The organism is Streptomyces griseocarneus, assembly GCF_014655595.1.
GTDB classification, from domain to species: Bacteria; Actinomycetota; Actinomycetes; order Streptomycetales; family Streptomycetaceae; genus Streptomyces; species Streptomyces griseocarneus.
The window spans coordinates 193,909-218,177 of sequence record NZ_BNBL01000006.1 but is presented as its reverse complement, the minus strand read 5'-3'; the positions used below and the strand labels follow the sequence as shown (position 1 = coordinate 218,177).

Sequence of the window (24,269 nt, the reverse complement as noted above, 5' to 3'; positions counted from 1 at the left end):
GGGTCCGTTGTGGGTTCTGTTTTGGGTTCTGCTGGTGTTTCTTCCTTGCTCGTCGCCAATCGGGGTGAGATCGCTTGCCGGATCTTTCGTACGTGCCGTGAGCTCGGCATCGCCACCGTCGCCGTCCACTCCGACGCCGACGCCGACGCCCTCCACGTCCGGGAGGCCGACGCGGCGGTGCGGCTGCCGGGCGTGGCGGCCGCCGATACGTATCTGCGGGGCGACCTGCTGATCGCCGCCGCGCGGGCGGCGGGCGCGGACGCCGTGCATCCGGGCTACGGCTTCCTGTCCGAGAACCCCGGCTTCGCCCGGGCCGTGACGGACGCGGGGCTGGTGTGGATCGGTCCGCCCGCCGACGCGATCGAGGCCATGGCGTCCAAGACGCGGGCGAAGCGGCTGATGGGCGGCGCCCCGCTGGACCCCTCGGCGGTCACGGAGTCGGACCTCCCGGTGCTGGTCAAGGCCGCCGAGGGGGGTGGCGGGCGCGGCATGCGCGTCGTCCGCTCCCTGGCCGACCTGCCCGGGGAGCTGGCGGCCGCCCGCTCGGAGGCGGCGGCCGCGTTCGGGGACGGCGAGGTGTTCGTCGAGCCGTACGTCGAGGGCGGACGGCATGTGGAGGTCCAGGTCCTCGCGGACGCGCACGGCACGGTGTGGACGCTGGGCACGCGGGACTGCTCGCTGCAGCGCCGGCACCAGAAGGTGATCGAGGAGTGCCCGGCGCCGGGGCTGCCGGGGGAGCCGGGCGCGGTGGCGCGGGCTCTGTGCGACGCCGCGTCGGCGGTGGCGCGGGCGATCGGGTACGTGGGGGCGGGGACGGTCGAGTTCCTGGTGACGGCGGACGGCCGGACGCACTTCCTGGAGATGAACACCCGGCTGCAGGTGGAGCATCCGGTGACGGAGGCGGTGTACGGGGTGGATCTCGTGGCCCTGCAGATCCGGGTTGCCGAGGGGGTGGCGCTGCCGGAGGATCCGCCGCTTCCGTACGGGCATGCGGTGGAGGCTCGGGTGTATGCCGAGGATCCGGCGCGGGACTGGCGGCCTTGGGCCGGCGTCGTGCACCGGCTGTCCGTGGGCGACGGTGCGTCGTGGGTGCGGCGCCGGGGCCTCCGGGGCGGGGGTCCGGGATCGTCTATTTACGGGCCCGGCACCCCGCATCCTTCGCGCACCCCCTCATTGGGCCCGCAAATACACGGCAGCATCCCGGACCCCCGCCCCTGCGACCCCGACGCCTCCCGTCCGCTCTCCCCTGACGCGCCATGGGTGCGTGTCGACTCCGGCTACTCGGACGGTGACCGGATCCCGGTCCACTACGACTCGCTGGTCGCCAAGGTCGTCGCCTGGGGGCGGAGCCGGGACGAGGCCGTTCGGGCCTTGGGTCATTCTTTGGCTCGTGCCCGCATTCATGGGCCCGTTACCAACCGGGAGTTGCTCGTTCGGTCGTTGCGGCATCCGGAGTTTCTTCAGGGGCGGATGGATACCGGGTTTTATGGGCGGCATCTTGGTGAACTTGCCGCCGGGGGTGGGGGCTTGGAGCTTGCCGCCCTTGCTGCTGCTCTCGCTGATGCCCAAGGGCGTTCGTCCTTCGGGGGGTGGCGCAACGTTCCCTCGCAGCCTCAGGTCAAGTGCTATCGGTCCGAGCCGGATGGCGAGGAGTGCGAGGTTCGCTATCGGCTCGGTCGGGGCGGGCTGGTTGTCGAGGGGGTGTCCGGGGTGCGGCTGCTCGAGGCCGAACCGGATTGTGTTGTGTTCGAGGTTGAGGGGGTTCGGCGCGTTTTTGGTGTGGGCGACTATGGCTCTGTTGTTCATGTCGACACACTCCATGCCGGTTCGTACGCCCTGGTTCCCCTTCCCCGTTTCCCCCTCCCCGTCTCCCCCGTCACGCCCGGCTCCCTGCTCGCCCCCATGCCCGGCACCGTCGTGCGGGTCGCGGACGGCGTCGCCGTGGGGAAGGCCGTTACGGCCGGGCAGGTCCTGCTGTGGCTGGAGGCGATGAAGATGGAGCACCGCGTCGTCGCGCCCTCCGGCGGCACGCTCACCGCGCTGCACGCGGTGGCCGGGCGGCAGGTCGAGGTGGGGGAACTGCTCGCCGTGGTCACCGAGTCCGAGGAGTCCTCATGAACCTGATCGAGTCCGCCGAGAACCGCGCCCTGCGCGCCGCCGTGGCCCAGCTCGCCGGTCGCTACGGCCGTGAGTACTTCGCCACCGCCGTGCGCGAGGGCCGCCACGCCGACGAGCTGTGGGCGGAGGCCGGCAAGCTCGGTTATCTCGGGGTCAACCTGCCCGAGGAGTACGGCGGCGGGGGCGGCGGGATCGCCGAGCTCGCCCTGGTGCTGGAGGAGCTGGGCGCCGCGGGGTGCCCGCTGCTGCTGATGGTCGTCTCGCCGGCCATCTGCGGCACGGTGATCGCCCGTTTCGGCACCGACGAGCAGAAGCGCGCCTGGCTGCCCGGGCTCGCCGCCGGCACGGCCAGGATGGCCTTCGGGATCACCGAGCCCGACGCCGGGTCCAACTCCCACCGGCTGACCACCACGGCCCGGCGGGACGGGTCGGACTGGGTCCTGAGCGGCCGCAAGGTCTTCATCTCCGGCGTCGACGTCGCCGACGCGACGCTGATCGTGGGGCGGACGGAGGACGCCAGGACGGGCAGGCTCAAGCCCTGCCTGTTCATCGTCGGCCGTGACACTCCGGGCTTCCTGCGACGGCCGATCGAGATGGAACTGGCGTCGCCGGAGAAGCAGTTCGAGCTCGTACTGGATGATGTGCGCCTGCCCGCGGAAGCGCTGGTCGGCAACGAGGACGCCGGGCTGCTGCAGCTCTTCGCCGGGCTCAACCCCGAGCGCGTGATGACCGCGGCGTTCGCGATCGGCATGGGCCGGTACGCCGTCGCCCGGGCCGTGGACTACGCGCGGACCCGGCAGGTGTGGGACGAGCCCATCGGCGCCCACCAGGCCGTCGCGCATCCTCTGGCGCGGTCGCACATCGAGATCGAGCTGGCGCGGCTGATGATGTACAAGGCCGCGCACCTCTACGACGCCGGGGACGACGCCGGTGCGGGCGAGGCGGCCAACATGGCGAAGTACGCGGCCGCCGAGGCGGCCGTGCGCGCCGTCGACCAGGCCGTGCACACCCTCGGCGGGAACGGCCTCACCGTGGAGTTCGGACTGGCCTCGATGATCACGGCGGCGCGCGTGGCGCGGGTGGCGCCCGTGAGCCGGGAGATGATTCTCAACTACGTCTCGCATCAGACCCTGGGACTCCCCAAGTCCTACTGAGAGAAGGAGGATTGTCCGATGCTGGTCCGCCACTCGTACGAGCGCGGCATCACGACCCTGACCCTGGACTCGCCGCGCAATCGCAACGCCCTCTCCACCGCTCTGGTCGGCGAGCTGCGGGAGGCGCTCGGGCGGGCCGGCGACGATCCGGACACGCGGGCCGTGGTGCTCGCGCACACCGGCAACACCTTCTGTGCGGGCGCCGACCTCACGGAGCCGACGCCGACGGGACCGCTGGAGCTCGCCGGGCTCCTGCGCGGGATCGTCGAGCTGCCCAAGCCCGTGGTGGCGGCCGTGCGCGGCCATGTGCGGGCCGGCGGGCTGGGGCTGGTCGGGGCGTGCGACATCGCGATGGCCGGGGAGGCCTCGACCTTCGCGTTCACCGAGGCGCTGCTGGGGCTGGCGCCCGCCGTCATCTCCATGCCGCTGCTGCCGCGCCTCGACGCGCGGGCCGCGGGCCGCTACTACCTGACCGGCGAGCGCTTCGATGCCGGGGAGGCGGCGAGGATCGGCCTGGTGACGGCCGTGGGCGAGGACCTGGAGCCGGTCCTGGCCGGGCTGCGGCGGGCCTCGCCGCAGGGGCTCGCCGAGTCCAAGCGGCTGGTCACCGCGGAGGTGCTGCGGGCCTTCGACCGCGACACCGGGGAACTGGCCGAGCGGTCCGCGCGGCTGTTCGCCTCCGACGAGGCCTGCGAGGGCATGACCGCGTTCCTGGAGAAGAGGGATCCGGCATGGGTGCGGTGACCTCCCCCAAGCAGGATCGCAGCCGCATCACGCGGCAGCGCCTCATGGAGGCGGCCATCGAGTGTCTGGCCGAGCACGGCTGGGCCGGCTCGACCGTCTCCGTGGTCGCCGAGCGGGCCGGGGTGTCGCGAGGGGCCGCCCAGCATCACTTCCCCACGCGCGAGGACCTGTTCATCGCCGCGGTCGAGCACGTGGCGGAGGAGCGTCTGCGGGAGCTGCGTTCGCTCGCCGAGACGGCCTCGCTGATCGTGGGGCCGGCGCGCCGGTACGCGGTGGTCAGGACGGTGGTCGGGCTCTACACCGGGCCGCTGTTCCGGGCCGCGCTGCAGCTGTGGGTGGCCGCCTCGCACGACGAGGGCCGGCTGCGGACGCGGGTGACGGACCTGGAGGCCCGCGTCGGCCGCGAGACCCACCGCATGGCGCTGAGGCTGCTGCGGGCCGACGAGGACAAGCCGGGTGTGCGGGAGACCGTACAGGGGTTCCTGGACATGGCGCGCGGGCTGGGGCTGGCGAGCCTGCTGACGGACGACAGCGCCCGGCGCGAGCGCGTGGTCGAGCAGTGGGTGGAGATTCTGGAGGGGGTGCTGGGCGACTAGCCGAGGACCTCGCAAAGGAGTGCGGCGAATTCGGCCGGCTGGTCGGTGTAGCCGGAGTGGCCGCCTGGGAAGTCGACGACCTCGGTGGCGAGTTGTGCGGCCAGCTCGGTGGCCGGGCGGTACGGCAGGTTGTCGCGGCCGTCCCTGCCGCCGGCCAGGACCAGCTTCGCCGACCGGTCCCGCAGCGCGGGCACGTCGGGGAGGAAGGAGGTGAACTGGCGCAGCTCGTGCTCGAGGAAGTACGGCTGGTTGGACACGAGCCGCTCGATCAGGGCGGCGAACGGCGGCGGCAGTTCGCCGGGGGACGGCATCTCGAAGTCCCCCATGCCGACCGCCCTGCCGAAGGCGGCCATCCCCGCGTGGGCCCCCTCGGCGCGGTACGTCCCGTACACGCCCTCGACCATCGCCCGGTGGCGGGCGGCGTCGGGCAGCACGCCGAAGAGCGGAGGCTCGTGCGCGACCACGCGCCGCAGCCGCTCCGGGTGCCGGACCAGCAGGTCCATTGCGACGACGGCGCCCGAGCTGCTGCCGAACACGGAGGCGGGCCCGTCGGAGAGGTGGTCCAGGAGGCGGCGCGCGTCGTCGCTCTGTTCCTCGACGCGCTGATCGCGGGCCGGGCCGTCCAGGGGGCTGCGGGAGTAGCCGCGCGGGTCGTAGGTGACCACCGTGCAGCGGTCGGTCAGGCCCGCGGACAGGGGCTCGAAGACGCCCGCGTCGCCGCCCCCGCCCGGTATGAGCAGCAGCACGGGGCCGGTGCCGCGCACCTCGTAGTGCAGGCGGGCGCCGGGGACGCGCAGGGTGCCGGTCGTCGTCTCGCTCATGATGTCCAGTGCTCCAGGAGGGTGTGCAGGGCGTCGACGGAGCGGTCCCAGGAGGCCCGTACGTCGCGGGAGTGCCCGAATCCGCCGGTGGACTCGAGGCTGACGAAACCGTGGAAGGTGCTGCGCAGCAGTCGCACGGCGTCGGTGAGGTCCGGTTCGGACAGCCCGTACGCGCGCAGCATGCCGTAGGTGTACTCGACGTTGCGCAGGTGCCCGGGTGATTCGGCGACCGCCGCCGGGTCGAGCTGGATCTGCGTCGCGGCGTACCGTCCGGGCCGCTCCAGCGCGAAGTCGCGGTACGCCCCGGCGAACGCCGCCAGCGCGTCCTTCCCGGCCCGTCCGGCGACGGCGGCCCCGATCCGGTCGGCGAGCTCGCCCGCGGCCAGCACGGCGACCCGCGTGCGCAGGTCCCGCACGTTCTTGACGTGCGAGTACAGGCTCGCGTCCTTGACGCCGAAGCTCCGCGCGAGCGCGGAGACGGTGATGTTGTCGAACCCCACCTCGTCGGCGAGATCCGCCGCGGCGCGCACGACGCGCTCGGCGGTCAGTCCGGCACGGGCCATGACACTCTCCTTTCCTAGGGCCTCTAGGTTACAGCCTAGATCAAAGAGGTGAGAGCGCGATGCGCCGTCAGGCAGAATGGGGGCCGTGCGGATCATGTTCGTCGGCGACTCGATGACGGTCGGTAGCGCCGGGGACTACACGTGGCGCTACCGCATGTGGCAACACCTCAACGCCTCCTACGGCGGCCCGTACAGGATCGTCGGGCCGCGCCGGGAGCTCTACGACCCCGCCGCCGATGCCGCCGGGTCGCTCGACTACGGCGACCCGGGCTTCCCCGAGCGCGCCCGCGCGCACCTCGCCGGCTGGGGTGAGGGGTGGCTGCACATGGCGCCGCTGATCGCGGAGGCCGTGCGCAAGGGGAAGGCGGACACCCTGCTGGTCTCCCTCGGCCTCATCGACCTGGGCTTCTACACCAACGCCGAGCAGACGGCGGACAACGTCCGCCGCTTCCTCGCCGAGGCCCGCACGGCCAACCCGCGGATACGGGCCGTGCTGATGCCGGTGCTCCACAACGTCCGCGCGATGGCGGAGCCGGACTTCGCCGCCGAGGTCGAGCGCTTCAACGAGCTGCTCGGCAAGATCGTCGCCGATCTCGCCGAGCCCGCCTCGCCGCTGCTGCTCGCCTCGCCGCCGGAGGGCTGGGACACGCACCGGGACACCTACGACGGCACGCATCCCAGCGCCGCGGGCGAGCACCGCATCGCCGCCGCGTTCGCGGACGCGATGCACCAGGCGTGGGACGTGGGCGGCCCCTACGAGGGGTAGCTCACCAGGCGAACGCCTCCGGCGAGGGGCCCGGGCCCGGGAAGATCCCGTCGAGTGAGGTCAGCAGGTCCGCGTCCAGGCGCAGTTCCAGGGCGCGCAGCGCGCTCTGAAGCTGCTCGAGGGTGCGCGGCCCGACGATCGGGCCGGTGACGCCGGGGCGGGTGAGCAGCCAGGCCAGGGCCACCTCGCCGGGGGCGAGGCCGTGCTTGTCCAGCAGGTCCTCGTACGCCTGCACCTGCTCGCGGACCTTGGTGTTCGCGAGTGCGTCGGCCGACCGGCCGGACGCGGCGCGGGCGCTGCCGCCCTCTCTTTCCTTGCGCAGGACGCCGCCGAGGAGGCCGCCGTGCAGCGGGGACCAGGGGATCACGCCGAGCCCGTACGCCTCGGCCGCCGGGACGACCTCCATCTCGGCGCGGCGCTCGGCGAGGTTGTACAGGCACTGCTCGCTGACGAGCCCCAGCGTGCCGCGGCGGCGGGCGGCCTCGTTGGCCTGGGCGATGTGCCAGCCGGCGTGGTTGGACGACCCCGCGTAGACGATCTTGCCCTGCTGGACGAGGACGTCGATGGCCTGCCAGATCTCGTCCCACGGGGTGGCCCGGTCGACGTGGTGGAACTGGTAGAGGTCGATGTGGTCCGTCCCCAGGCGCCTCAGGCTGCCCTCGACGGCCCGCCGGATGTTCACGGCGGACAGGCGGTCGTGGTTGGGCCAGTCGGCGCCGTCCGACCCCATGTTGCCGAACACCTTGGTGGCGATCACGACCTTCTCGCGCCGCCCGCCGCCCTTGGCGAGCCAGCTGCCGATGATCTCCTCGGTGCGGCCCTTGTCGTCGCCCCAGCCGTAGACGTTGGCGGTGTCGAAGAAGTTCAGGCCCGCGTCGAGCGCGGCGTCCATGATGGCGTGGCTGTCGGCCTCGCCGGTCTGCGGGCCGAAGTTCATGGTGCCGAGGACGAGTCGGCTGACCTTGAGTCCTGTGCGTCCGAGCTGCGTGTACTCCATGTCGGCCTAGCCAACGCCCTGGAGCGCGCTCAAGGCAAGGGCGCCCCGCCCATCGTACGGAGCATCGTCCGTCCGCCCGTGGCGAGGAAGCGGGCCACCAGCACCGCGCCCAGCAGGAGGAAGGCGATGTTGAGGAACGTGGTGTGGTTCCAGGTCACCCCCTCCATGGGCACGTGTGCGCCGGCCCGGTCGGGGATCAGCCCGAGGGCGCCGAAGGCGAACTCCACGGCGTACCCGGCGAGGACCGTGGCGGCGTAGAAGGTGCCCAGCAGGTACAGGGCCGTACGGGTGCCGTAGTACTTCCGGTAGATGGCGAGGATGGGCAGGATCAGCAGGTCGGCGAAGATGAACGCCACCACGCCGCCGAAGCTGATCCCGCCCTGCCACAGCACCACGGCCAGCGGCACGTTGCCGATCGAGCACACGAACGAGGCGATCGCCACCAGCGGCCCCACCAGCGGGCCCCAGAGCTTCGCCGCCAGCGGGTGGCCCTCGAAGAACAGCGCCTGCCAGAAGGATTCCGGCACCCAGGCGGCGATCGCGCCGGCGATCAGCAGGCCCAGCACCAGGTCGCGCAGGATCGCCGCCCACTCCATCACGAAGACGTGGGAGACGGCCGTGAAGCCCCTGCGCGAGAGCAGCCGGCGGACGAACGAGCCCCGGCCGCCCACCGACATGTCCATCGCCGCGTGCCCCTCCATCGCCCCCGCCACGCCCCGCCCGGCCTGTTCCCTCGCCCGGCGCAACAGCCCCTCCGGCAGGGTGAGGCGGAAGAGCACCGCCAGCACCGCGATCATGAGGAAGCCGCCCGCGAACTCCGCCGCCGTGAACTGCCAGCCCAGCAGCAGCGCCAGGATCACCCCCAGCTCGACGACCAGGTTCGTCGAGGCGATCTCGAAGGCCATCGCCGCCGTGAAGTGCGCTCCCTTCACGAACAGCGATCGGGCGAGCGCCACGGCGGCGTACGAGCAGGAGGACGAGGCCGCGCCCAGTCCGGCCGCGACGGCGAGCGTACGGGGACGGTCGTCACCGAGCAGCGAGAGGACGGCGGACCGCCGCACCACGGCCTGGACCACGGCGGACAGCGCGAAGCCGAGGATCAGCGCCCAGGTGATCTCCCAGGTCATGGCCCCGGCGAGGGACAGCGCGTGCAGCACGGCGTGGATCACCCGGCCAGCATCGCCGCCCGCGGCCCGCCGCAGGGGGTGGGCGGTCGGCGTGTCGCGTCCGGCGGCGTCACTTCACCGCGGCCACCACGGCGACGACGACGAGTATCACGGCGAGCGCACCGGTCATGATCCGGTTTCTGGTCTTGGGGTCCACCCCTCGAGCGTAACCGGAGCGGTCAGCCGACCCGCCGGGTGCCCAGGGGCCAGGACGCCACGGTCTCGTAGCGGGGGCGCTCGCCGGGGACGCCGGAGGCGGGCAGATGGCTCTGGACGAGCTCCACGCGCTCGGCCCACCAGCGGCGTCCCCGGAACTCCGCCAGCTCCTCCGCGTACGGCCGGAGATTCACATGTCCGGCGGTCCGGGCGAGGGTGAGGTGGGGGCGGAAGGGCTTGGTGTCGGCCATGTGCACGCCGGCCCGCCGGGCGCCGGCGGCGGTGGAGCGGGCGAGGCCGCCCAGGGTCTCCACGGAGCCGGTCGCCCCGACCCACAGGATCCGGTCGCCGAACCGGCCGCCTCCGGCGAACCGCAGCTCGTGCACCGGATGCCGGTGGGCGGCGCGGCCGAGGCGCTCGTCCAGCTCCGGGAGCAGGGCCTCGTCGACCTCGCCGAGGAAGGCGAGCGTGAAGTGCCACAGGGCGGGCTCGGTCCAGCGCAGGCGGCCGCGCCGGTCGGGCAGGGCGGCGCGCAATTGTGCCACCTCGCCCGCCAGTTCGTCGATCGCGGGCTGGGGAGGAACCACCGCGGCGAACAGTCGCATGGGGCCAGTGTCGCCCGGATCACGGCCGATCGGCCGGAGGTGGGGCAGGGGAGCCGTGGCGCCCCCGCCCCGCCGTCACGCCGCCGCGGTCAGCCGCTCCGGGCTCTTGGGGGCCTCGCGCGGGACGAAGGCCACGTGCCGGTGGCCCCGCCGGAAGTCGATCTTCAGGCGCAGGTCGCCCGCCCGGGCGAGCGCCAGGCCGATGGCGGCCGCCGCGAGCGCCGAGACGACGCCGCCGGCGAGGAAGCCGGTCCGGGGCCCGTACGCGTCGGTGATCCAGCCGACCAGGGGCGCGCCCAGCGGCGTGCCGCCCATGAAGACCATCATGAACAGGCTCATCACCCGCCCCCGCAGTGCGGGGTCGGCCGCCATCTGGAGGCCGGAGTTGGCGGTGACGTTGATCGTCAGGCCGCACATGCCGATCGGCACGAGCAGCAGCGCGAAGACCCAGAACGACGGCGCGAGCGCCGCCGCGATCTCCAGCACGCCGAACAGCGCGGCGGCCCCCACCAGCAGCCTCAGCCGCGAGCTGCCCCGGCGTGCCGCGAGCAGCGCGCCGGCCAGCGAGCCGCCCGCCATCAGGGTGTTGAGCAGGCCGTAGGTGCTGGCGTCGGCGTGGAAGACGTCGTTGACGAACGCCGTGAGCCAGATGGGGAAGTTGAAGCCGAAGGTGCCGATGAAGCCGACCAGCACGATGGGCCAGATCAGGTCCGGGCGCCCGGCGACGTAGTTCAGGCCCTCCCGCAGCTGGCCCTTGCCGCGCGGGGCGCGGTCGGCCTTGTGCAGTTCGCTCGTGCGCATCATCAGCAGTCCGGCGATGGGCGCCGCGAACGACAGTCCGTTGGCCAGGAACGCCCAGCCGCTGCCCACGGCGGTGATCAGCACACCGGCGACGGCCGGGCCGACCAGGCGGGCGGACTGGAAGTTGGCGGAGTTCAGGCTGACGGCGTTGCGCAGGTCGGCGGGGCCGACCATCTCCGCGACGAACGCCTGCCGGGCGGGGTTGTCGACGACGGTGACGAGACCGAGGGCGAAGGCGGTGAGGTAGACGTGCCAGACCTCGACCCGTCCGGTCAGGGTGAGCACGGCGAGCGCGACACCGGTGACGCCCATCGCCGCCTGGGTCATCAGCAGCAGCCGGCGCTTGGGGGCGCGGTCGGCGATGACGCCGCCGTAGAGCCCGAAGAGCAGCATGGGCAGGAATTGCAGTGCCGTGGTGATGCCCACGGCGGCCGAGGAGCCGGTGATGCTGAGGACCAGCCAGTCCTGGGCTATTCGCTGCATCCAGGTGCCGGTGTTGGACACCACCTGTCCGGCGGCGAAGAGCCGGTAGTTGCGGATGCGGAGCGAGCTGAACGTGCCTCCCTTGGTGTGCAGGGAGGTGGTGCGTGCGTCGTGGTGGCGGTTCGGTGCGGGTGCGGAGTCTGCTCCGGGTCCCGAACTCAAAGTGGGGTCGCCTCCTTCTCTGTGCGCTGTTCCTTGCGCGGTGCTCGGGCAGGCGCGGGCCCGGGACGCTCGCGGGAGCGTTCCGGTGCGCCTACAGGTGCGCGAGTTTCTCCAGTACGGGCGCGGCGGCGCGCAGCGTCGCCCACTCGTCCTCGTCGAGCTGTCCGGCCAGTTCGGCGAGCCAGGCGTTGCGCTTGCGCCGGCTCTCCTCGAGCATGGCCTCGGCCTGCTCCGTCTGGCGGACGACCTTCTGCCGGCGGTCCTCGGGGTGCGGCTCGAGGACGACGAGCCCCTTGCCCTCCAGCAGCGCGACGATGCGGGTCATCGACGGCGGCTGCACGTGTTCCTTGCGGGCGAGCTCGCCGGGTGTGGCGGAGCCGCAGCGGGCGAGGGTTCCCAGGACCGACATCTCGGCCGGGCTGAGCGACTCGTCCACCCGCTGGTGCTTGAGCCTGCGGGACAGCCGCATCACCGCCGACCGCAAAGAGTTCACGGCGGCGTTGTCGTCTGGATCGAGGGTGCGGGACAGCTCCGGCATGACAATTAGATTACCTCATTACTTCGCCTAAAGAAAGTGGGCACTGGGGCGGACGGAAGCACACGAGGGGAGCGCTCCCGCACCGGCCCGGGGGGTGTACGTACGTACACCCCTGCCCGGCAGCCAGACGCAGTGGCCGCCGCCCCGCCGCCCGGCATCGTCGGAGGTGAACCAACGACCCGAGGGGGCACGACGGCATGCGGAAAGCCGGCACCACGCAGAACGGCGGCATCGGAGCACCGGTGGGGGTGTTCCTGGCCGTCGCCTTCCTGGCCGCGGGGGCCCTGGGCGCCGCGCAGCCCGCGACCGGGATCGCCCCCGAGGTCGTGCAGCTGACCCAGTTCGGGCCGGCCCTGGGGGTGGGGCTGGCGGCGGTGCTGTGGCCGGGCCGCGTACGGGCGCTGCTCGCCGGGGCCCTGCGGGGGCGCGGGGCCGGCGGGGGCGCCCTGCTGCTCACGGCGCCCCTGATCATCGCGCTGAGCGCGGGCGCGTACGCCCTCCTCACCGGGGACGCGCGGTTCACCCGGCCGGACGCGCTGGAGCACCCCTTCGCGCTGATCGTCGCGGCCCAGGTGATCGGCGCCTGCGGCGAGGAGATCGGCTGGCGCTGCTTCCTGCAGCCGCTGCTGCGCACCCGCTTCGGCCCGCCGGCCACCTCGGTCACAGTGGGCGCCGTCTGGGGCGTCTGGCACGTGCAGGTCTTCGTGCAGGACCCGGTGTACGCGGCGGCGTTCCTGCTGGGGGCCGTGGCGATGTCCGTCGTCCTGGGGTGGGCGCTCGAGGGGACGCGGGCCGGGGCGCTGCCGCTCGCGGGCGGCTTCCACGCCCTGATCAACCTCGGCATGCTGCTGCTGATGGACGAGGAGTCCGGCGCCGTGCTCCCCATGACGCTGTTCGGGGCGGCGTGCCTGGTGGCGGCGGTGCTGTGGACCCGGGCGGGCGTCCGTACGGCACCGGCTAGGATCCGGGCGGTTCCCGAACACGTTCGATAGGGCGGCGCACGGCCATGGCCTCGGTTGTCTCCCGCGCCTGCGTCGCCGCCGCGCGGTGCCAGCTGGCGAGCCTGCTCGCCCTGGCGGTGCCGGTCGTGGGCTCGCTCGTGGTCTGCGCCCTGCTGCTGTTGCCCGTCGGCGCCGGCTTCCGGCTCCTGCCGCCCACCGCGACGGCGCTGCGCTCGCTGTCCGACCGGGCCCGCGCGCGGGCCGCCCGCTGGACCGGCACGCACATCGGCCCGCCACCGGAACTCACCGCCGACCGCGCCCTGGGCCCGCGCCGCCGGGCGGGCGCCGTCCTGGCCGACGAGGGCTTCTGGCGCGACCTGGCATGGGCCTGGCTGGAGCCGGCGGTCGGCGGACTCCTGGTCGCCGTGCCGCTCGCGCTCATCGAGTACGGGGCGTTCGGCGCGCTCGTCCAGCCGTTCATCTGGCGGATCATCGACGACGGCAACTGGTACGGCTTCATCCCGGTGCACAGCACCGCGACCATGCTCGCCGCCCTCGCCCTGGGCCTGGCCCTCATGGCCGGTGGCCTGTTCGCCGCGCCCGCCGTGCTCCGGCTGCACGCCCGCTGGGGCCGGCTGCTGCTGTCCGCGCCGCGCAGCGCCGAACTCGCCCGCCGCGTCGAGCGGCTCACCGACACGCGCGAGCGGGCGCTGGACACCCAGGCGGCCGAGCTGCGGCGCATCGAGCGGGACCTGCACGACGGCGCGCAGGCCCGGCTCGTCGCCCTGGGCATGACGCTGGAGCGCGCCACCCGCCTGCTGGAGACCGACCCGGCGGCCGCCCGTGAGCTGCTGCTCGACGTCCGCCGGACCTCCGAGGCGGCGCTGCGGGACCTGCGCGACCTGGTCCACGGCATCCTCCCCCCGGTCCTCGCCGACCGGGGGCTCGGCGACGCGGTCCGGTCACTGGCGCTCGACAGCTTCCTCGACGTGCACGTCGAGGCCGCCCTGCCGGGCAGGCCCCCGGCGCCGGTCGAGTCCGCCGCGTACTTCGCGGTGAGCGAGGCGCTGACCAACGCGGCCAAGCACGCGGGGGCCCGGGAGGTGCGGATCACGCTGACGCACGAGGACGGCAGGCTGCGGGCCGTCGTCACCGACGACGGCCGCGGCGGCGCCGACGTCGCGGACGGCACCGGACTGCTGGGGGTGCGGCGCCGGTTGGATACCTTCGACGGCGTCCTCGCCCTGCACAGCCCGCCGGGCGGCCCGACCACCGTGACGATGGAGATTCCGTGCGCGTTGTCCTCGCCGAAGACCTCTTCCTCCTGCGCGACGGACTGATACGCACGCTGCGCGAGCACGGCTGCGAGGTCGTGGCGGCCGTGGACAACGGCCCGGCGCTGCGGCGCGCGCTGCTGGAGGAGGAGCCGGACGTGGCGGTGGTCGACGTCCGCCTCCCGCCGACCTTCACCGACGAGGGGCTGCAGGCCGCGCTGGAGGCCCGCCGCCGGCGGCCCGGCCTGCCCGTGCTGGTGCTCTCGCAGTACGTCGAGCAGCTCTACGCCAACGAGCTGCTGGCCGGGGGCGAGGGAGCCGTCGGCTATCTGCTCAAGGACCGGGTGACCGACACCGAGCAGTTCGTCGACGCGGTCCGCCGGGTCGCCGCGGGCGGCACGGTGATGGACCCCCAGGTCATCGCCAAGCTGCTCGCGCGGGGCGAGGCCAGGGGGACGGTCGGCGACCTGACGCCGCGCGAGCGCGACGTCCTGGAGCTGATGGCCGAGGGCCGGTCGAACGCCGCGATCGCCGGCGGCCTGCACATCAGCGAGAGCGCGGTGGCCAAGCACACGGCGAGCATCTTCGCCCGGCTCGGCATCGCCCCGTCGGCGGACGACAACCGCCGGGTGCTGGCCGTGCTGGCCTACCTCAAGCGTTAGGGCGTGTCCGACGGTTCGGACACGCCCTGGTCCGGCACGGCCGGCTCGCGGTTACTTCACGCCCAGCAGCTGCTCGATCGGGTCGAGCATGAAGTAGACCAGGAAGCACGCCCCGACCACGTTCAGCAGCCACGGGATCTCGCGGGCCCGCTTGTCGGCGATCCGCAGCAGGATGAAGGCGAGGACGCCGATGCCGATGCCGTTGGTGATCGAGTAGGTGAACGGCATGGAGATGATCGTCAGGAACGCGGGGATCGCGATCGTGAAGTCACTCCAGTCGATCTCCTTGACGTTCGAGGCCATGATCAGGAAGCCCACGACGACCAGGGCGGGGGTCGCGGCCTGGGCGGGCACGACGGTGGCCAGCGGGGTGACGACGAGGGCGAGCAGGAAGAGCCCGCCGGTCATCAGGTTGGCCAGGCCCGTACGGGCGCCCTCGCCGACGCCGGCCGTGGACTCCACGAAGCAGGTGTTGGCGGAGGCGGAGCCGGCGCCGCCGGCCGCGACGGCCACGCCGTCGATCATCAGGATCCTGCCCATGTTGGGCAGCTGGCCGTTCTCGTCCGTCAGGCCGGCCTCCTCGCCGACGCCGATGATGGTGCCCATGGCGTCGAAGAAGCCGGACAGCAGCACGGTGAAGACGAACAGGCAGCCGGTGAGCAGGCCGACCTCGTGGAATCCGCCGAAGAGGCTGACGTCGCCGATGAGCCCGAAGTCGGGGGTGCCGACGACGCTGTCGGGCATCTTCGGCACGCTCAGGCCCCAGCTCGCGTCGGGGATGTCGGCGAGCGTGTTGATGACGATCGCGGCGACGGTCATCGCGACGATGCCGATGAGGATCGCGCCACGCGTCCTGCGGACGAGCAGCACGAAGGTCAGCGCGAGGCCGGCCACGAAGACCAGCACCGGCCAGCCGTGCAGCTGACCGCCCTGGCCCAGGCCCAGCGGGACGGTGGTGTGGGCGGCGTCGGGGTTGCGGCTGACGAAGCCGGAGTCGACCAGGCCGATCAGCGAGATGAACATGCCGATGCCGATCGCGATGGCGCGCCGCAGTCCGCCGGGGATGGCGTCCATGACGCGCTGCCGCAGGCCGGAGGCGACCAGCACCATCAGCACCAGGCCGGCCAGGACGACCATGCCCATCGCGTCCGGCCAGCTCATCTTGGGCGCGAGCTGCAGCGAGACGACGGCGTTGATGCCGAGGCCGGCGGCGCAGGCGATGGGCACGTTGCCGATCGCGCCCATGAGGACGGTGCTGAGCCCGGCCATCAGGGCGGTGGCCGTGACCAGCTGTCCGTTGTCCAGCTGGTGGCCGAACTTGTCCTGGCCCGCCCCGAGGATGATCGGGTTCAGCACGATGATGTACGCCATCGCGAAGAAGGTCGCCAGGCCGCCGCGCAGCTCACGGGCGACGGACGAACCCCGCTCGGTGATCCGGAAGTACCGGTCGAGGGCGTTCTTTCCGGCGGGCGGCACGGGGGACGACGGCTGGGCGTCGTCCACCGCGGGGGTGGCCGAGGTGGGCATGGGGGAACCTCAGTCGTACGGGCCCGGGAGGGCAAGAGGGCGAACAAAAAGGATCAAGAACTAAACAGCTTTTGGATGATTGAACAAAAGCGTTCAGTCAAATCCAGTTCGATTCAGTATGAATAAACAAACGCGGAATGGCTATCTCCGCGCGTAGACCCCTGTGGCACAAGGCCTCCCCCGCCCGGCCGCCGACCGGCACGCACTAGGCTTGCGCCATGACGAAGTGGACACCCACGCACGAGGCCCCCGAGCCCCTGGAAGGCCCGGTCGTCGCCACCATCACCGGCGGCACGATCCTGTGGTTCGTCCTCTTCCTCGCCCAGCTGCCGTTCTACGGCTGGTTCGAGGACCACGGCCACGCGTGGTGGGTGTGGACCTGCCTGGCCGGCGGCGGACTGGGCCTCATCGGCGTCTGGTACGTCCGCAGGCGCGACGCCGCCATCCGCCGGCACACGGCGTCGAACCACTCCTGACCCCACCGGGCCGCTCCCGGCCCCGCCGGCTCCCGCCCGTTTGCCCGGCACCGCCAGCCCCCCGGTCACCCACCGGCTACGGTCGGACCATGAGCGATCCGCACCCCGGGCTCAGCGCCCGCGAGGTCGCCGAGCGCGTGGCCCGCGGTGAGGTCAACGACGTCCCGGTCCGCTCCTCCCGCTCCACCGCCGACATCGTCCGGGCGAACGTCCTCACCCGCTTCAACGCCATCATCGGCGTCCTCTTCCTGATCATCCTGGCCGTCGGCCCCCTGCAGGACGGCCTGTTCGGCTTCGTGATCATCGCCAACACCGCGATCGGCATCGTCCAGGAACTCCGCGCCAAGAAGACGCTCGACTCCCTCGCCGTCATCGGCGAGGCCCGGCCCACCGTCCGCCGCGACGGCACCCCCGCCCCCGTCCCCACCGGCGAGATCGTCCTCGACGACGTCATCGAACTCGGCCCCGGCGACAAGTGCGTCGTCGACGGCGAGGTCCTCGAGGCCGACGGCCTCGAGATCGACGAGTCGCTCCTCACCGGCGAGGCCGACCCCGTGCTCAAACGCCCCGGCGACAAGGTCATGTCCGGCTCCTTCGTGGTCGCCGGCGGCGGCGCCTTCACCGCCACCAAGGTCGGCCGCGAGGCCTACGCCGCCCAGCTGGCCGAGGAGGCCTCCCGCTTCACCCTCGTCCACTCCGAGCTGCGCACCGGCATCAGCGAGATCCTCAAGTACGTCACCTGGATGATGATCCCCACCGCCCTCGGCCTGATCGTCAGCCAGCTCGTCATCGAGGACCACGACTGGCGCGAGGCCGTCCGGCGGATGGTCGCCGGCATCGTGCCCATGGTCCCCGAGGGCCTGGTGCTGCTCACCTCGGTCGCCTTCGCCATCGGCGTCGTCCGCCTCGGCCGCCGGCAGTGCCTGGTGCAGGAACTGCCCGCCATCGAGGGCCTGGCCCGCGTCGACGTGGTCTGCCTCGACAAGACCGGCACCCTCACCGAGGGCGGCATGGACGTCAGCGAACTGCGCCTGCTGCCCGACGCCCGCGCCGACGAGCCCTACGTACGCCAGGTGCTCGGCGCCCTGGGCGAGTCCGACCCCCGCCCCAACGCCAGCCTGCGCGCCATCATCGACGCCTACCCCGACGGCACCGGCTGGCGCTGCACGGAGTCACTGCCGTTCTCCTCCGCGCGCAAGTACAGCGGCGCCTCCCTCAACAGCCCCGACGCCGAGAGCAGCAACTGGCTCCTGGGCGCCCCCGACGTCCTGCTGCCCTCCGGTGCCGCGGCCCTCGCCGAGGCCGACGACCTCAACGCCAAGGGCCTGCGCGTCCTGCTCCTGGCCCGCGCCGCGCGCGAGCTGGACGACCCGCACGTCACCGAGGACGTACGCCCCACCGCGCTCGTCGTCCTCGAGCAGCGGCTGCGCTCCGACGCCGCCGACACCCTGCGCTACTTCGCCGAACAGGACGTCGCCGCGAAGGTCATCTCCGGCGACAACGCCGTCTCCGTCGGAGCCGTCGCCGCCAAGCTGGCGCTGCCCGGCTCCGAATCCCCCGTCGACGCCCGCCGGCTGCCCGGCGAACCCGACGCGATGGGCCGGGTCCTGGACGGGGGCGCGGTCTTCGGCCGCGTCACCCCCCAGCAGAAGCGGGACATGGTCGGCGCCCTGCAGTCACGCGGCCACACGGTGGCCATGACCGGCGACGGCGTCAACGACGTGCTGGCGCTCAAGGACGCCGACATCGGCGTCGCCATGGGCTCCGGCTCCGAGGCCACCCGCGCCGTGGCCCAGATCGTGCTGCTGAACAACAGCTTCGCCTCGCTGCCCTCCGTCGTCGCGGAGGGCAGGCGCGTGATCGGCAACATCACGCGCGTGGCGACGCTGTTCCTGACCAAGACGGTCTACTCCGTCCTGCTGGCCGTCCTGGTCGTCTGCACCCGCGTCCCCTACCCGTTCCTCCCCCGCCACCTGACCCTGCTGTCCACGCTGACCATCGGCGTCCCCGCCTTCTTCCTCGCCCTCGCGCCCAACCGGGAGCGGGCCCAGCCGCACTTCGTACGCCGCGTGATGCGCTACGCCGTGCCGGCGGGGCTGATCGCGGCCGCGGCCACCTTCGCCGCCTACCTGCTGGCCCGCCACCACTACACGGGCGCGGACGCGCTCGGCGCGGAGACGAGCGCGGCGACGCTGACGCTGTTCCTGGTCTCGCTGTGGGTGCTCGCGATCATCGCGCGGCCCTACACCTGGTGGCGGGTGGCGCTGGTGCTGACGATGGGGGCGGCGTTCCTGGTCGTCCTGGCGACGCCGTGGCTCCAGCGCTTCTTCGCGCTGAAGCTCGTCGGCACGACGATGCCGTGGGCGGCCGTGGCGATCGCCGCCGCGGCCGCCGCCGCCCTGGAGTTCGCCTGGCGCTGGGTGAGCCGCCGCTTCCCGGCGTGAGTCACACGCCGGGCTTCTCGTCCTCCAGGAACTCCTTGATCTGCTTGCGCAACTCGGGAGAGTCCTCGTGCCGGTGGACGGACACCGCGTGCTCGGTGGCGGCCCGCACGACCTCTTCCTCCTCGCCCGCGATGCGCAGCGTGCAGTTCGACTCGCTGGGGAATCTGCGGCAGTCGGCGACTTTCCTGGTCATGGCAGCCTCCCGGAATCGGGTGCACTGCCAGGATAGATCCGTCAGTCGAACCAGCGGTCCCGCGCCAGCTCCTCGGTCCGGGAGGCGTCCTCCAGCAACGCCGCCGCCTCGAACCGCCGCGCCCACGCGCCCGCCGCCCAGGCCAGGCCCGCCGCCACGCCCTCCAGCGTCGCGGCGTGCAGCACCCCGTCCGGGCCGTGACGCCAGTCGAGCTCGACGCCGTCGACCAGGAGCTCCTCGTGCTCGACGTACGTCACCGGCGCCCCCGGCAGCAGCACCCGCACGCCCTCCGGCACGTCCCGGACCTCGCCCTCGCCGGCCGCCACGACCGCCGGCACGGCCTCGCTCAGCCGGCGCACCTGCAACAGCTCCGCCAGCTCCGCCGCCCGGTCCGGCCGCACCGGCAGCAGGGGGATCCCCTCCGCCAGCGGCAACAGGTCCGGAGCGTCCGCGACGACCGCGTCCCGGGCGTCCACGACCCGCACCTCGCCGTCCACGACCGCCCGCAGCTCGTCCGGGAGCGTCACCTCCGACGGGTCCAGCCCGGCCAGCGCCCCGTACAGGCCGTGCAGCTGCGCCGGGCCCACCGCGAGCTCCGGGTCCGCCAGGCGGCCCAGCAGCTCCGCCGCGCCCCCGGGCTCGTCCAGCAGCGCGGCCACCGAGGTCCGCACCCCCAGCGCCCGCAGCACCTGCTCGTCCGCGAGACCGCCCGCGTCCGCCGCCTCGTACAGCCCCGCCAGCAGCGGGTCGCCGCCCTCCACCCGCAGCCCGGCGGGCCGGCGGCCGTCCAGCACCGGGTGGCCGCGCAGCCACCACGCGGTGTACGGGCGTACGGACTCGGTCGTGCCGTCCGGCAGCAGCACCCGCACCGGCGCGGTCAGCGCGTCCCGCAGCGGCGGCCGGGACAGCATGTCCAGCGCCCGCGGCCAGGCGTCGTCGTCCACCAGGTCCAGGTCCCGGACGGCCACGATCTCCGTGGCGACCGGCGGCACCGGGGTTTCCGGCAGCCGGTCCAGGACGTCCTCGCACCACACGTCCACCGCGTCCAGCAGCCCGGCGTCGTCCGCCTCCGCGAAGTCGCCGTCGCGCGGCTCCAGTTCGTCCGGGTCCAGGACGACGTCCGTCGCCCGCACGAGCGCGAAGTCCGCCAGCACCCCGACCGCCGTCAGCGGCTGCTCTCCCCAGCGCTCGACCAGCTCGGCGTCGCACGCGGCAAGCTCACCCGGACGGATGACCGACTCGAACGCACTCCCCGGCAGAACGAGTTCACCGGCGGGCGCCAGCTCGCCGTCCTCGTCGGGCAGCGCGAGGGCACCGAGCCACGGCTCGTCCCCCGGAGCGAGATCGGCGTCGCGCACCAGCGTGAGCACCACCTCGACGAGCGCGTCCGCGTCCAGCCCCTCCTCGTCCCAGACGTCCTCCGCGTCCAGCGACCCCGCGACCGCCGCCCGCACCTGAGGAGTCGTCAGCACGGCACGCGGAGAACTCGGCGTGGCACCGAGCTTCTCCAGCAGCGGATGGGCCGCGTCCGGGTGGGCGACCTTCAGCCCCAGACGCGACAGCCGCTCCGAGCCCGCCGTGTCGGCGGGCGGCAGGAGCACCTGCCGGGGGCCGATGGCGGTACGGCCGTCGGCCAGCGGCACGGGCAGGCCGGTCAGCCGGTCCGGGTCGACGCCGGCGAGGCTGTCGTACAGCCTCCACCACCAGGTCGCTGGGCGCTCGGCCCCGGCGAGACGGTCGATGGCCTCGCCGAGCGGCACGCGGGCGACGCCCAGCGCGCGGAGCTCCTGGCGGCGCTCGAGCCCGGCGGGCAGCAGGTTGGGGAACAGCTCGCCCAGCACCGCGACGGTCTCCGCCCCGGCACCCTCGACGACCTCGGCGTACACCGGACGCAGGGCGACCCGCTCGCCACCGCCCGGCCCCTCCGGGGCGAGGGCGTCGTCCCAGCTCTGGCCGGCGGCGTCCGGGCCCTCGGTCCAGGGGATGCCCTCGATGCCGCCGCCCGGGGGCGGGGTGGGCTCGCCGCCGACGTCCGTCACCGAGGCCGCGCTCGGCAGGAACGGCACGCGCGGCAGCCGCTCCAGCACCTGGCGGCGCAGCTCGGCGTCCAGGGCGCCGGTGGCCAGCGGGCCCGGGACCAGATCGAGGGTGCCGGTGGAGACCGGGTGCCAGTCGCGGAGCAGGCCCGCGTAGGCGTCGGCGGCGCGCTCGGTGAGGAAGTCCGTCAGCGGGCCGGGGGCCGTGTGACGGCGGGTCGGCTCGAGCGGAAAGGTGGCGATGAGCAGGCCCGGCAGGCCCAGCGGCTCGTCCGTGGGAGTCGGGGCGTGCAGCACCGGGGCGGTGCGCGGGCGTTCGGGCGCGCCGTCGGGGCCGGCCGGGACGGCCCAGGTGACCGACCAGTGGGGGCGCAGGCGCTCCTCGACGGGGCGGTCCGCGAGGAGGGCCGCGTCCAGCGGGCCGCCGGTGTGCTCCACGCGCCAGCGCGTCGGCGCGGGGCGGGCGGAGTCGTCGATGACGACGTACGGGCCCTCCTGGCGGCGCGTCAGGGTGCGGGTGACGCCGTCCGGCGTCTCGACGACGACCTCGGCGAGGCCGGGCAACGTCAGCAGCAGCGCGTCGTCGACGCCGGCCAGCAGGCGCGTGGTCAGGTCCTCGGCCGCGCCGTCGCGCAGGGGGAGGACGACGACCGTGTCGTAGCCCTCGGGGGCCGAGCCCTCGGCGGGGAAGGGCAGGCGCAGCAGCGGCACGTGGCCCTCGCGGCGGCGGAGCTCGCCGCCGAGGCCGGGGCTGCCGAACGCGCCGTCCTCGGCGAGGGCGCGGGCCTCGGTGAGGGACCAGCGGACACCGCCGGTGCGGCCGACGATCGCGGGTTCGTCGCTGACGGCGAGGACGGCGGCGAAGCCGACGCCGAAGCGGCCGATGGACCGGCTCTCGTCGTCACGCTTGGCGGACGCGCGCAGCGTGGACAGCGACTCGACGCCGGTCGCGTCGAGGGGGACGCCCGTGTTGGCGGCGGCGAGGGTGGCGGGGGTGCCCACGCCCGCGGGGTGCAGGGTGAGGCGGAGGCGGCCGGGCACGCCGGCGCGGGCCGCGGCGTCGGCGGCGTTCTGGGCGAGCTCGACGACGAGGCGGTCGCGGTACCCGCCGAGGGCGAGGTCCTCCTCGGCGTTGGCGTCCTCACGGAAGCGCGCGGGCGAGGTCACCCACGCGTCCAGCACGCCGCGGCGCAGCCGCGCGGTCCCGAACGGATCCACTCCGGTGCCGGTCACGTCTTGTCGTCTCCCTGGTGCCGTTTGCCTGTGCGGCTGAACGTACAGCGCGGGTGGGGGTGCGTGGTGGGTCGGGGCCGGGTCGGTGTGGGCCGGGCCCTTCCGGGGCTGGATTATTTACGGCCCGGAGCCCCCAGCCGTAACGCTTGCCCCGCACCAGGGCCGCAAATAACCCTGACGCCCCTACCAGGGCCCGTCCCACCCCGCCCCGCCCCCTCACGCCACGCGGGGGGGGGAGGGGGATATGGGGGCGGGGGTGGGTGGGCCCCCTCACCTCACAGACGGGGGGTCACCGGTACGCGCCCCGAACGGGGGACAGGTCCCGCCCACCCATCCAGGGATGGGTGCCCACCCAACCGGGGATGGGTGCCCACCCACCCGGGGATGGCTGCCCACCCAGCCCGGGATGCTCACCCAGCCGGGGCTGGCCGCCCACCCACCCCCACCCACCACCCCAGCTGGCCGTCCCGGTGACGGGAGGGGGTCGGGGGCGCAGGAGGGTGTTCCGGAATGCTGCCGGATATTTGTGGGCCCAATGTGAGGGCGATCAACACGCGAGACGGTGCCGGGCCCGTAAATATCCGATTCCGGAACACCCTCCGGAGCCCCCGGCCCCCGCCCCGACAACCGGCGGCAGCCACCCATCACCCCCGCACAGACGTCACGCGTGCCCGAGGTCGTCCTCGTCCTCCGCCACGGATTCCCGCAGCGGGAACTCGTCCACCAGCGTCTCGTCGACCACCGGCGGCGCCGGCCGCGGCGCCTTCGGCATCACGGCCGCCTCCGAGTGCCCACCGCACCCGTACGCCAGGGACACCACGTGCCCGTCCGCCGGACCGAACTCGTTGCCGCAGATACCGAACGCCTGGCCGAGCGAGCCCCCGATCGGCACCAGGAAGCCGCAGCTGACGCAGGGCGCCGGCGCCGCCTGGGCCATCGCGGTCTTGGCGCCGTGGGTCTCGTCCCAGCGGTCGGCCGCCGTGTGCAGTCCGTAGCGGGACAGCACCCGGGCGCGGCGCAGGCCCAGTTCCTCGGCGAGGGCCGTGATCGAGCCGCGGGCCGGCGCGGCGGGCTGGGCCGACGGCGGGCCGGCGGTGACCTCCGCGTCCTCGGCGTCGGCCAGCTCGGCCATCTCCGCCGAGACGGCGGAGTTCGGCGGCGGCTCCTCGTCACCGGTCCAGCCGGGCTCCAGGCGCAGGTCGTCGGCCTGCGTGGGCAGCAGGTCGCCGGGGCCCATGTCGCCGGGGCGCAGGCGCTCGCTCCAGGGCACCCATTCGGGGGCAAGGAGCGCGTCGGAGCCGGGCAGCAGGACGGTCTCGTCGAGGGTGACGTGCTTGGCGCGGGAGGCGCGGGCGACGGTGACGGCCCAGCGCCAGCCCCGGTAGCCGGGGTCCTCGCAGGCGAAGTAGTGCGTGACGACGCGGTCCCCGTCGGCGACGACCTCGATGTGGTCGCCGACCTTTCCGGGCAGCGCGGCTTCCTCGGCCGCCGCCCGGGCGAGTTCGACCGCCTCGGCGCACAGGCGGTCCGGGGTACGGCTTCGCATCGCAGCACTCACAAGAATCGATTCTCTCTTCCACGCCGTCTCACGAGTGCGCCAGCCGAACGGTCGGGGCCGCGGACGGAGCGGACCGGGGGACCGCGTCGACGTCCGCGCCCGAACGGCCTCGGGCGCACCTGTCATCACCCATTCTGCGGGATCTGGACTCGGGGTGCGGCCAAAGCGGCGACCGGTGGCGCGCTACGCACGCTACCCCGCGCGGCCGCCCGGGGGATACCCGGGCTTCGGCGAGCCCCCGACAAGGTGCCGGGC

General features: G+C 73.6%; 21 protein-coding genes. 10 read left to right on the top strand and 11 right to left on the bottom strand.

The window, feature by feature from the left end; genetic code table 11:
• Positions 1-45: 45 nt before the first annotated feature.
• Genes IE295_RS17605 through IE295_RS17590 form a run of 4 tightly spaced genes read left to right on the top strand, consistent with a single transcriptional unit; the run spans position 46 to position 4,612 of the window.
• Positions 46-2,118, top strand: coding sequence for an acetyl/propionyl/methylcrotonyl-CoA carboxylase subunit alpha (locus IE295_RS17605; RefSeq protein WP_308013112.1), 2,073 nt, complete (start codon positions 46-48; stop codon positions 2,116-2,118).
• Positions 2,115-3,272: an acyl-CoA dehydrogenase family protein gene (locus IE295_RS17600; protein ID WP_190064602.1), complete on the top strand. Its 1,158-nt coding sequence runs from the start codon at positions 2,115-2,117 to the stop codon at positions 3,270-3,272. The genes IE295_RS17605 and IE295_RS17600 overlap by 4 nt, the downstream gene beginning before the upstream one ends.
• A gap of 18 nt (positions 3,273-3,290) precedes the next feature.
• Positions 3,291-4,016, top strand: a complete 726-nt coding sequence (locus IE295_RS17595) for an enoyl-CoA hydratase family protein (RefSeq protein WP_190064601.1) — start codon at positions 3,291-3,293, stop codon at positions 4,014-4,016.
• Positions 4,004-4,612 (top strand): TetR/AcrR family transcriptional regulator, encoded by a 609-nt coding sequence (locus IE295_RS17590; protein ID WP_190064600.1) that lies wholly within the window; start codon positions 4,004-4,006, stop codon positions 4,610-4,612. Before IE295_RS17595 ends, IE295_RS17590 begins: the two co-directional genes overlap by 13 nt.
• Here IE295_RS17590 and IE295_RS17585 read toward each other — a convergent pair.
• Positions 4,609-5,433, bottom strand: coding sequence for an alpha/beta fold hydrolase (locus IE295_RS17585; RefSeq protein WP_190064599.1), 825 nt, complete (start codon positions 5,431-5,433; stop codon positions 4,609-4,611). The two genes, IE295_RS17590 and IE295_RS17585, sit on opposite strands and share 4 nt — an antisense overlap.
• Positions 5,430-5,996 carry a TetR/AcrR family transcriptional regulator gene (locus IE295_RS17580; protein WP_190064598.1) on the bottom strand — a complete coding sequence of 189 codons (567 nt, stop codon included), beginning with the start codon at positions 5,994-5,996 and terminating at the stop codon, positions 5,430-5,432. Before IE295_RS17580 ends, IE295_RS17585 begins: the two co-directional genes overlap by 4 nt.
• 94 nt (positions 5,997-6,090) lie before the next feature.
• Here IE295_RS17580 and IE295_RS17575 point away from each other — a divergent pair, with 94 nt between their 5' ends.
• Entirely contained in the window at positions 6,091-6,762 is a 672-nt protein-coding gene (locus tag IE295_RS17575) for a GDSL-type esterase/lipase family protein (protein ID WP_190064812.1), read from the top strand.
• A 1-nt stretch (position 6,763) separates the two neighbouring features.
• Here the strand turns inward: IE295_RS17575 and IE295_RS17570 are convergent, their stop codons facing one another.
• The 5 genes from IE295_RS17570 to IE295_RS17550 all read right to left on the bottom strand — a co-directional run bounded on the left by IE295_RS17570 (position 6,764) and on the right by IE295_RS17550 (position 11,670).
• Positions 6,764-7,759 carry an aldo/keto reductase gene (locus IE295_RS17570; protein ID WP_190064597.1) on the bottom strand — a complete coding sequence of 332 codons (996 nt, stop codon included), beginning with the start codon at positions 7,757-7,759 and terminating at the stop codon, positions 6,764-6,766.
• 29 nt (positions 7,760-7,788) lie between these two features.
• A complete protein-coding gene (locus IE295_RS17565; protein ID WP_190064811.1) occupies positions 7,789-8,925 on the bottom strand; it encodes a permease in 1,137 nt (378 codons plus the stop codon).
• Between the two features lie 179 nt (positions 8,926-9,104).
• Positions 9,105-9,686, bottom strand: a complete 582-nt coding sequence (gene thpR, locus IE295_RS17560) for an RNA 2',3'-cyclic phosphodiesterase (protein WP_190064596.1) — start codon at positions 9,684-9,686, stop codon at positions 9,105-9,107.
• 75 nt (positions 9,687-9,761) lie between these two features.
• The gene (locus IE295_RS17555) at positions 9,762-11,132 is read right to left on the bottom strand and encodes an MFS transporter (RefSeq protein WP_190064595.1); all 1,371 of its coding nucleotides are present in this window, start codon (positions 11,130-11,132) and stop codon (positions 9,762-9,764) included.
• 91 nt (positions 11,133-11,223) lie between these two features.
• On the bottom strand, positions 11,224-11,670 hold the full coding sequence (locus IE295_RS17550; protein WP_190064594.1) for a MarR family winged helix-turn-helix transcriptional regulator: 447 nt from the start codon (positions 11,668-11,670) through the stop codon (positions 11,224-11,226).
• A gap of 197 nt (positions 11,671-11,867) precedes the next feature.
• Here IE295_RS17550 and IE295_RS17545 point away from each other — a divergent pair, with 197 nt between their 5' ends.
• From IE295_RS17545 to IE295_RS17535, 3 genes are read left to right on the top strand one after another with little or no spacing between them, the layout of a single operon-like run.
• Positions 11,868-12,662 (top strand): CPBP family intramembrane glutamic endopeptidase, encoded by a 795-nt coding sequence (locus tag IE295_RS17545; protein WP_190064593.1) that lies wholly within the window; start codon positions 11,868-11,870, stop codon positions 12,660-12,662.
• A 14-nt stretch (positions 12,663-12,676) separates the two neighbouring features.
• Positions 12,677-13,951: a sensor histidine kinase gene (locus IE295_RS17540; RefSeq protein ID WP_190064592.1), complete on the top strand. Its 1,275-nt coding sequence runs from the start codon at positions 12,677-12,679 to the stop codon at positions 13,949-13,951.
• Positions 13,903-14,547 (top strand): response regulator transcription factor, encoded by a 645-nt coding sequence (locus IE295_RS17535; RefSeq protein WP_190064591.1) that lies wholly within the window; start codon positions 13,903-13,905, stop codon positions 14,545-14,547. The genes IE295_RS17540 and IE295_RS17535 overlap by 49 nt, the downstream gene beginning before the upstream one ends.
• 51 nt (positions 14,548-14,598) lie before the next feature.
• On the opposite strand, the gene IE295_RS17530 is transcribed toward IE295_RS17535, so the two are convergent.
• On the bottom strand, positions 14,599-16,074 hold the full coding sequence (locus IE295_RS17530; protein WP_190064590.1) for an NCS2 family permease: 1,476 nt from the start codon (positions 16,072-16,074) through the stop codon (positions 14,599-14,601).
• 218 nt (positions 16,075-16,292) lie between these two features.
• Between IE295_RS17530 and IE295_RS17525 the strand changes: the two genes are divergently transcribed.
• A complete protein-coding gene (locus IE295_RS17525) occupies positions 16,293-16,550 on the top strand; it encodes a DUF2530 domain-containing protein (RefSeq protein ID WP_190064589.1) in 258 nt (85 codons plus the stop codon).
• Positions 16,551-16,639: 89 nt separating this feature from the next.
• Positions 16,640-18,994: an HAD-IC family P-type ATPase gene (locus tag IE295_RS17520; protein ID WP_190064588.1), complete on the top strand. Its 2,355-nt coding sequence runs from the start codon at positions 16,640-16,642 to the stop codon at positions 18,992-18,994.
• 1 nt (position 18,995) lies between these two features.
• Here the strand turns inward: IE295_RS17520 and IE295_RS17515 are convergent, their stop codons facing one another.
• The 3 genes from IE295_RS17515 to IE295_RS17505 form a co-directional block, all read right to left on the bottom strand.
• Positions 18,996-19,187 (bottom strand): DUF1059 domain-containing protein, encoded by a 192-nt coding sequence (locus tag IE295_RS17515; protein WP_190064587.1) that lies wholly within the window; start codon positions 19,185-19,187, stop codon positions 18,996-18,998.
• Between the two features lie 41 nt (positions 19,188-19,228).
• The gene (locus IE295_RS17510) at positions 19,229-22,456 is read right to left on the bottom strand and encodes a sacsin N-terminal ATP-binding-like domain-containing protein (RefSeq protein WP_190064586.1); all 3,228 of its coding nucleotides are present in this window, start codon (positions 22,454-22,456) and stop codon (positions 19,229-19,231) included.
• Between the two features lie 661 nt (positions 22,457-23,117).
• Complete coding sequence (locus tag IE295_RS17505; protein WP_190064585.1) at positions 23,118-24,002, bottom strand: DUF3027 domain-containing protein; 885 nt, start codon at positions 24,000-24,002, stop codon at positions 23,118-23,120.
• Between the last annotated feature and the right edge of the window lie 267 nt (positions 24,003-24,269).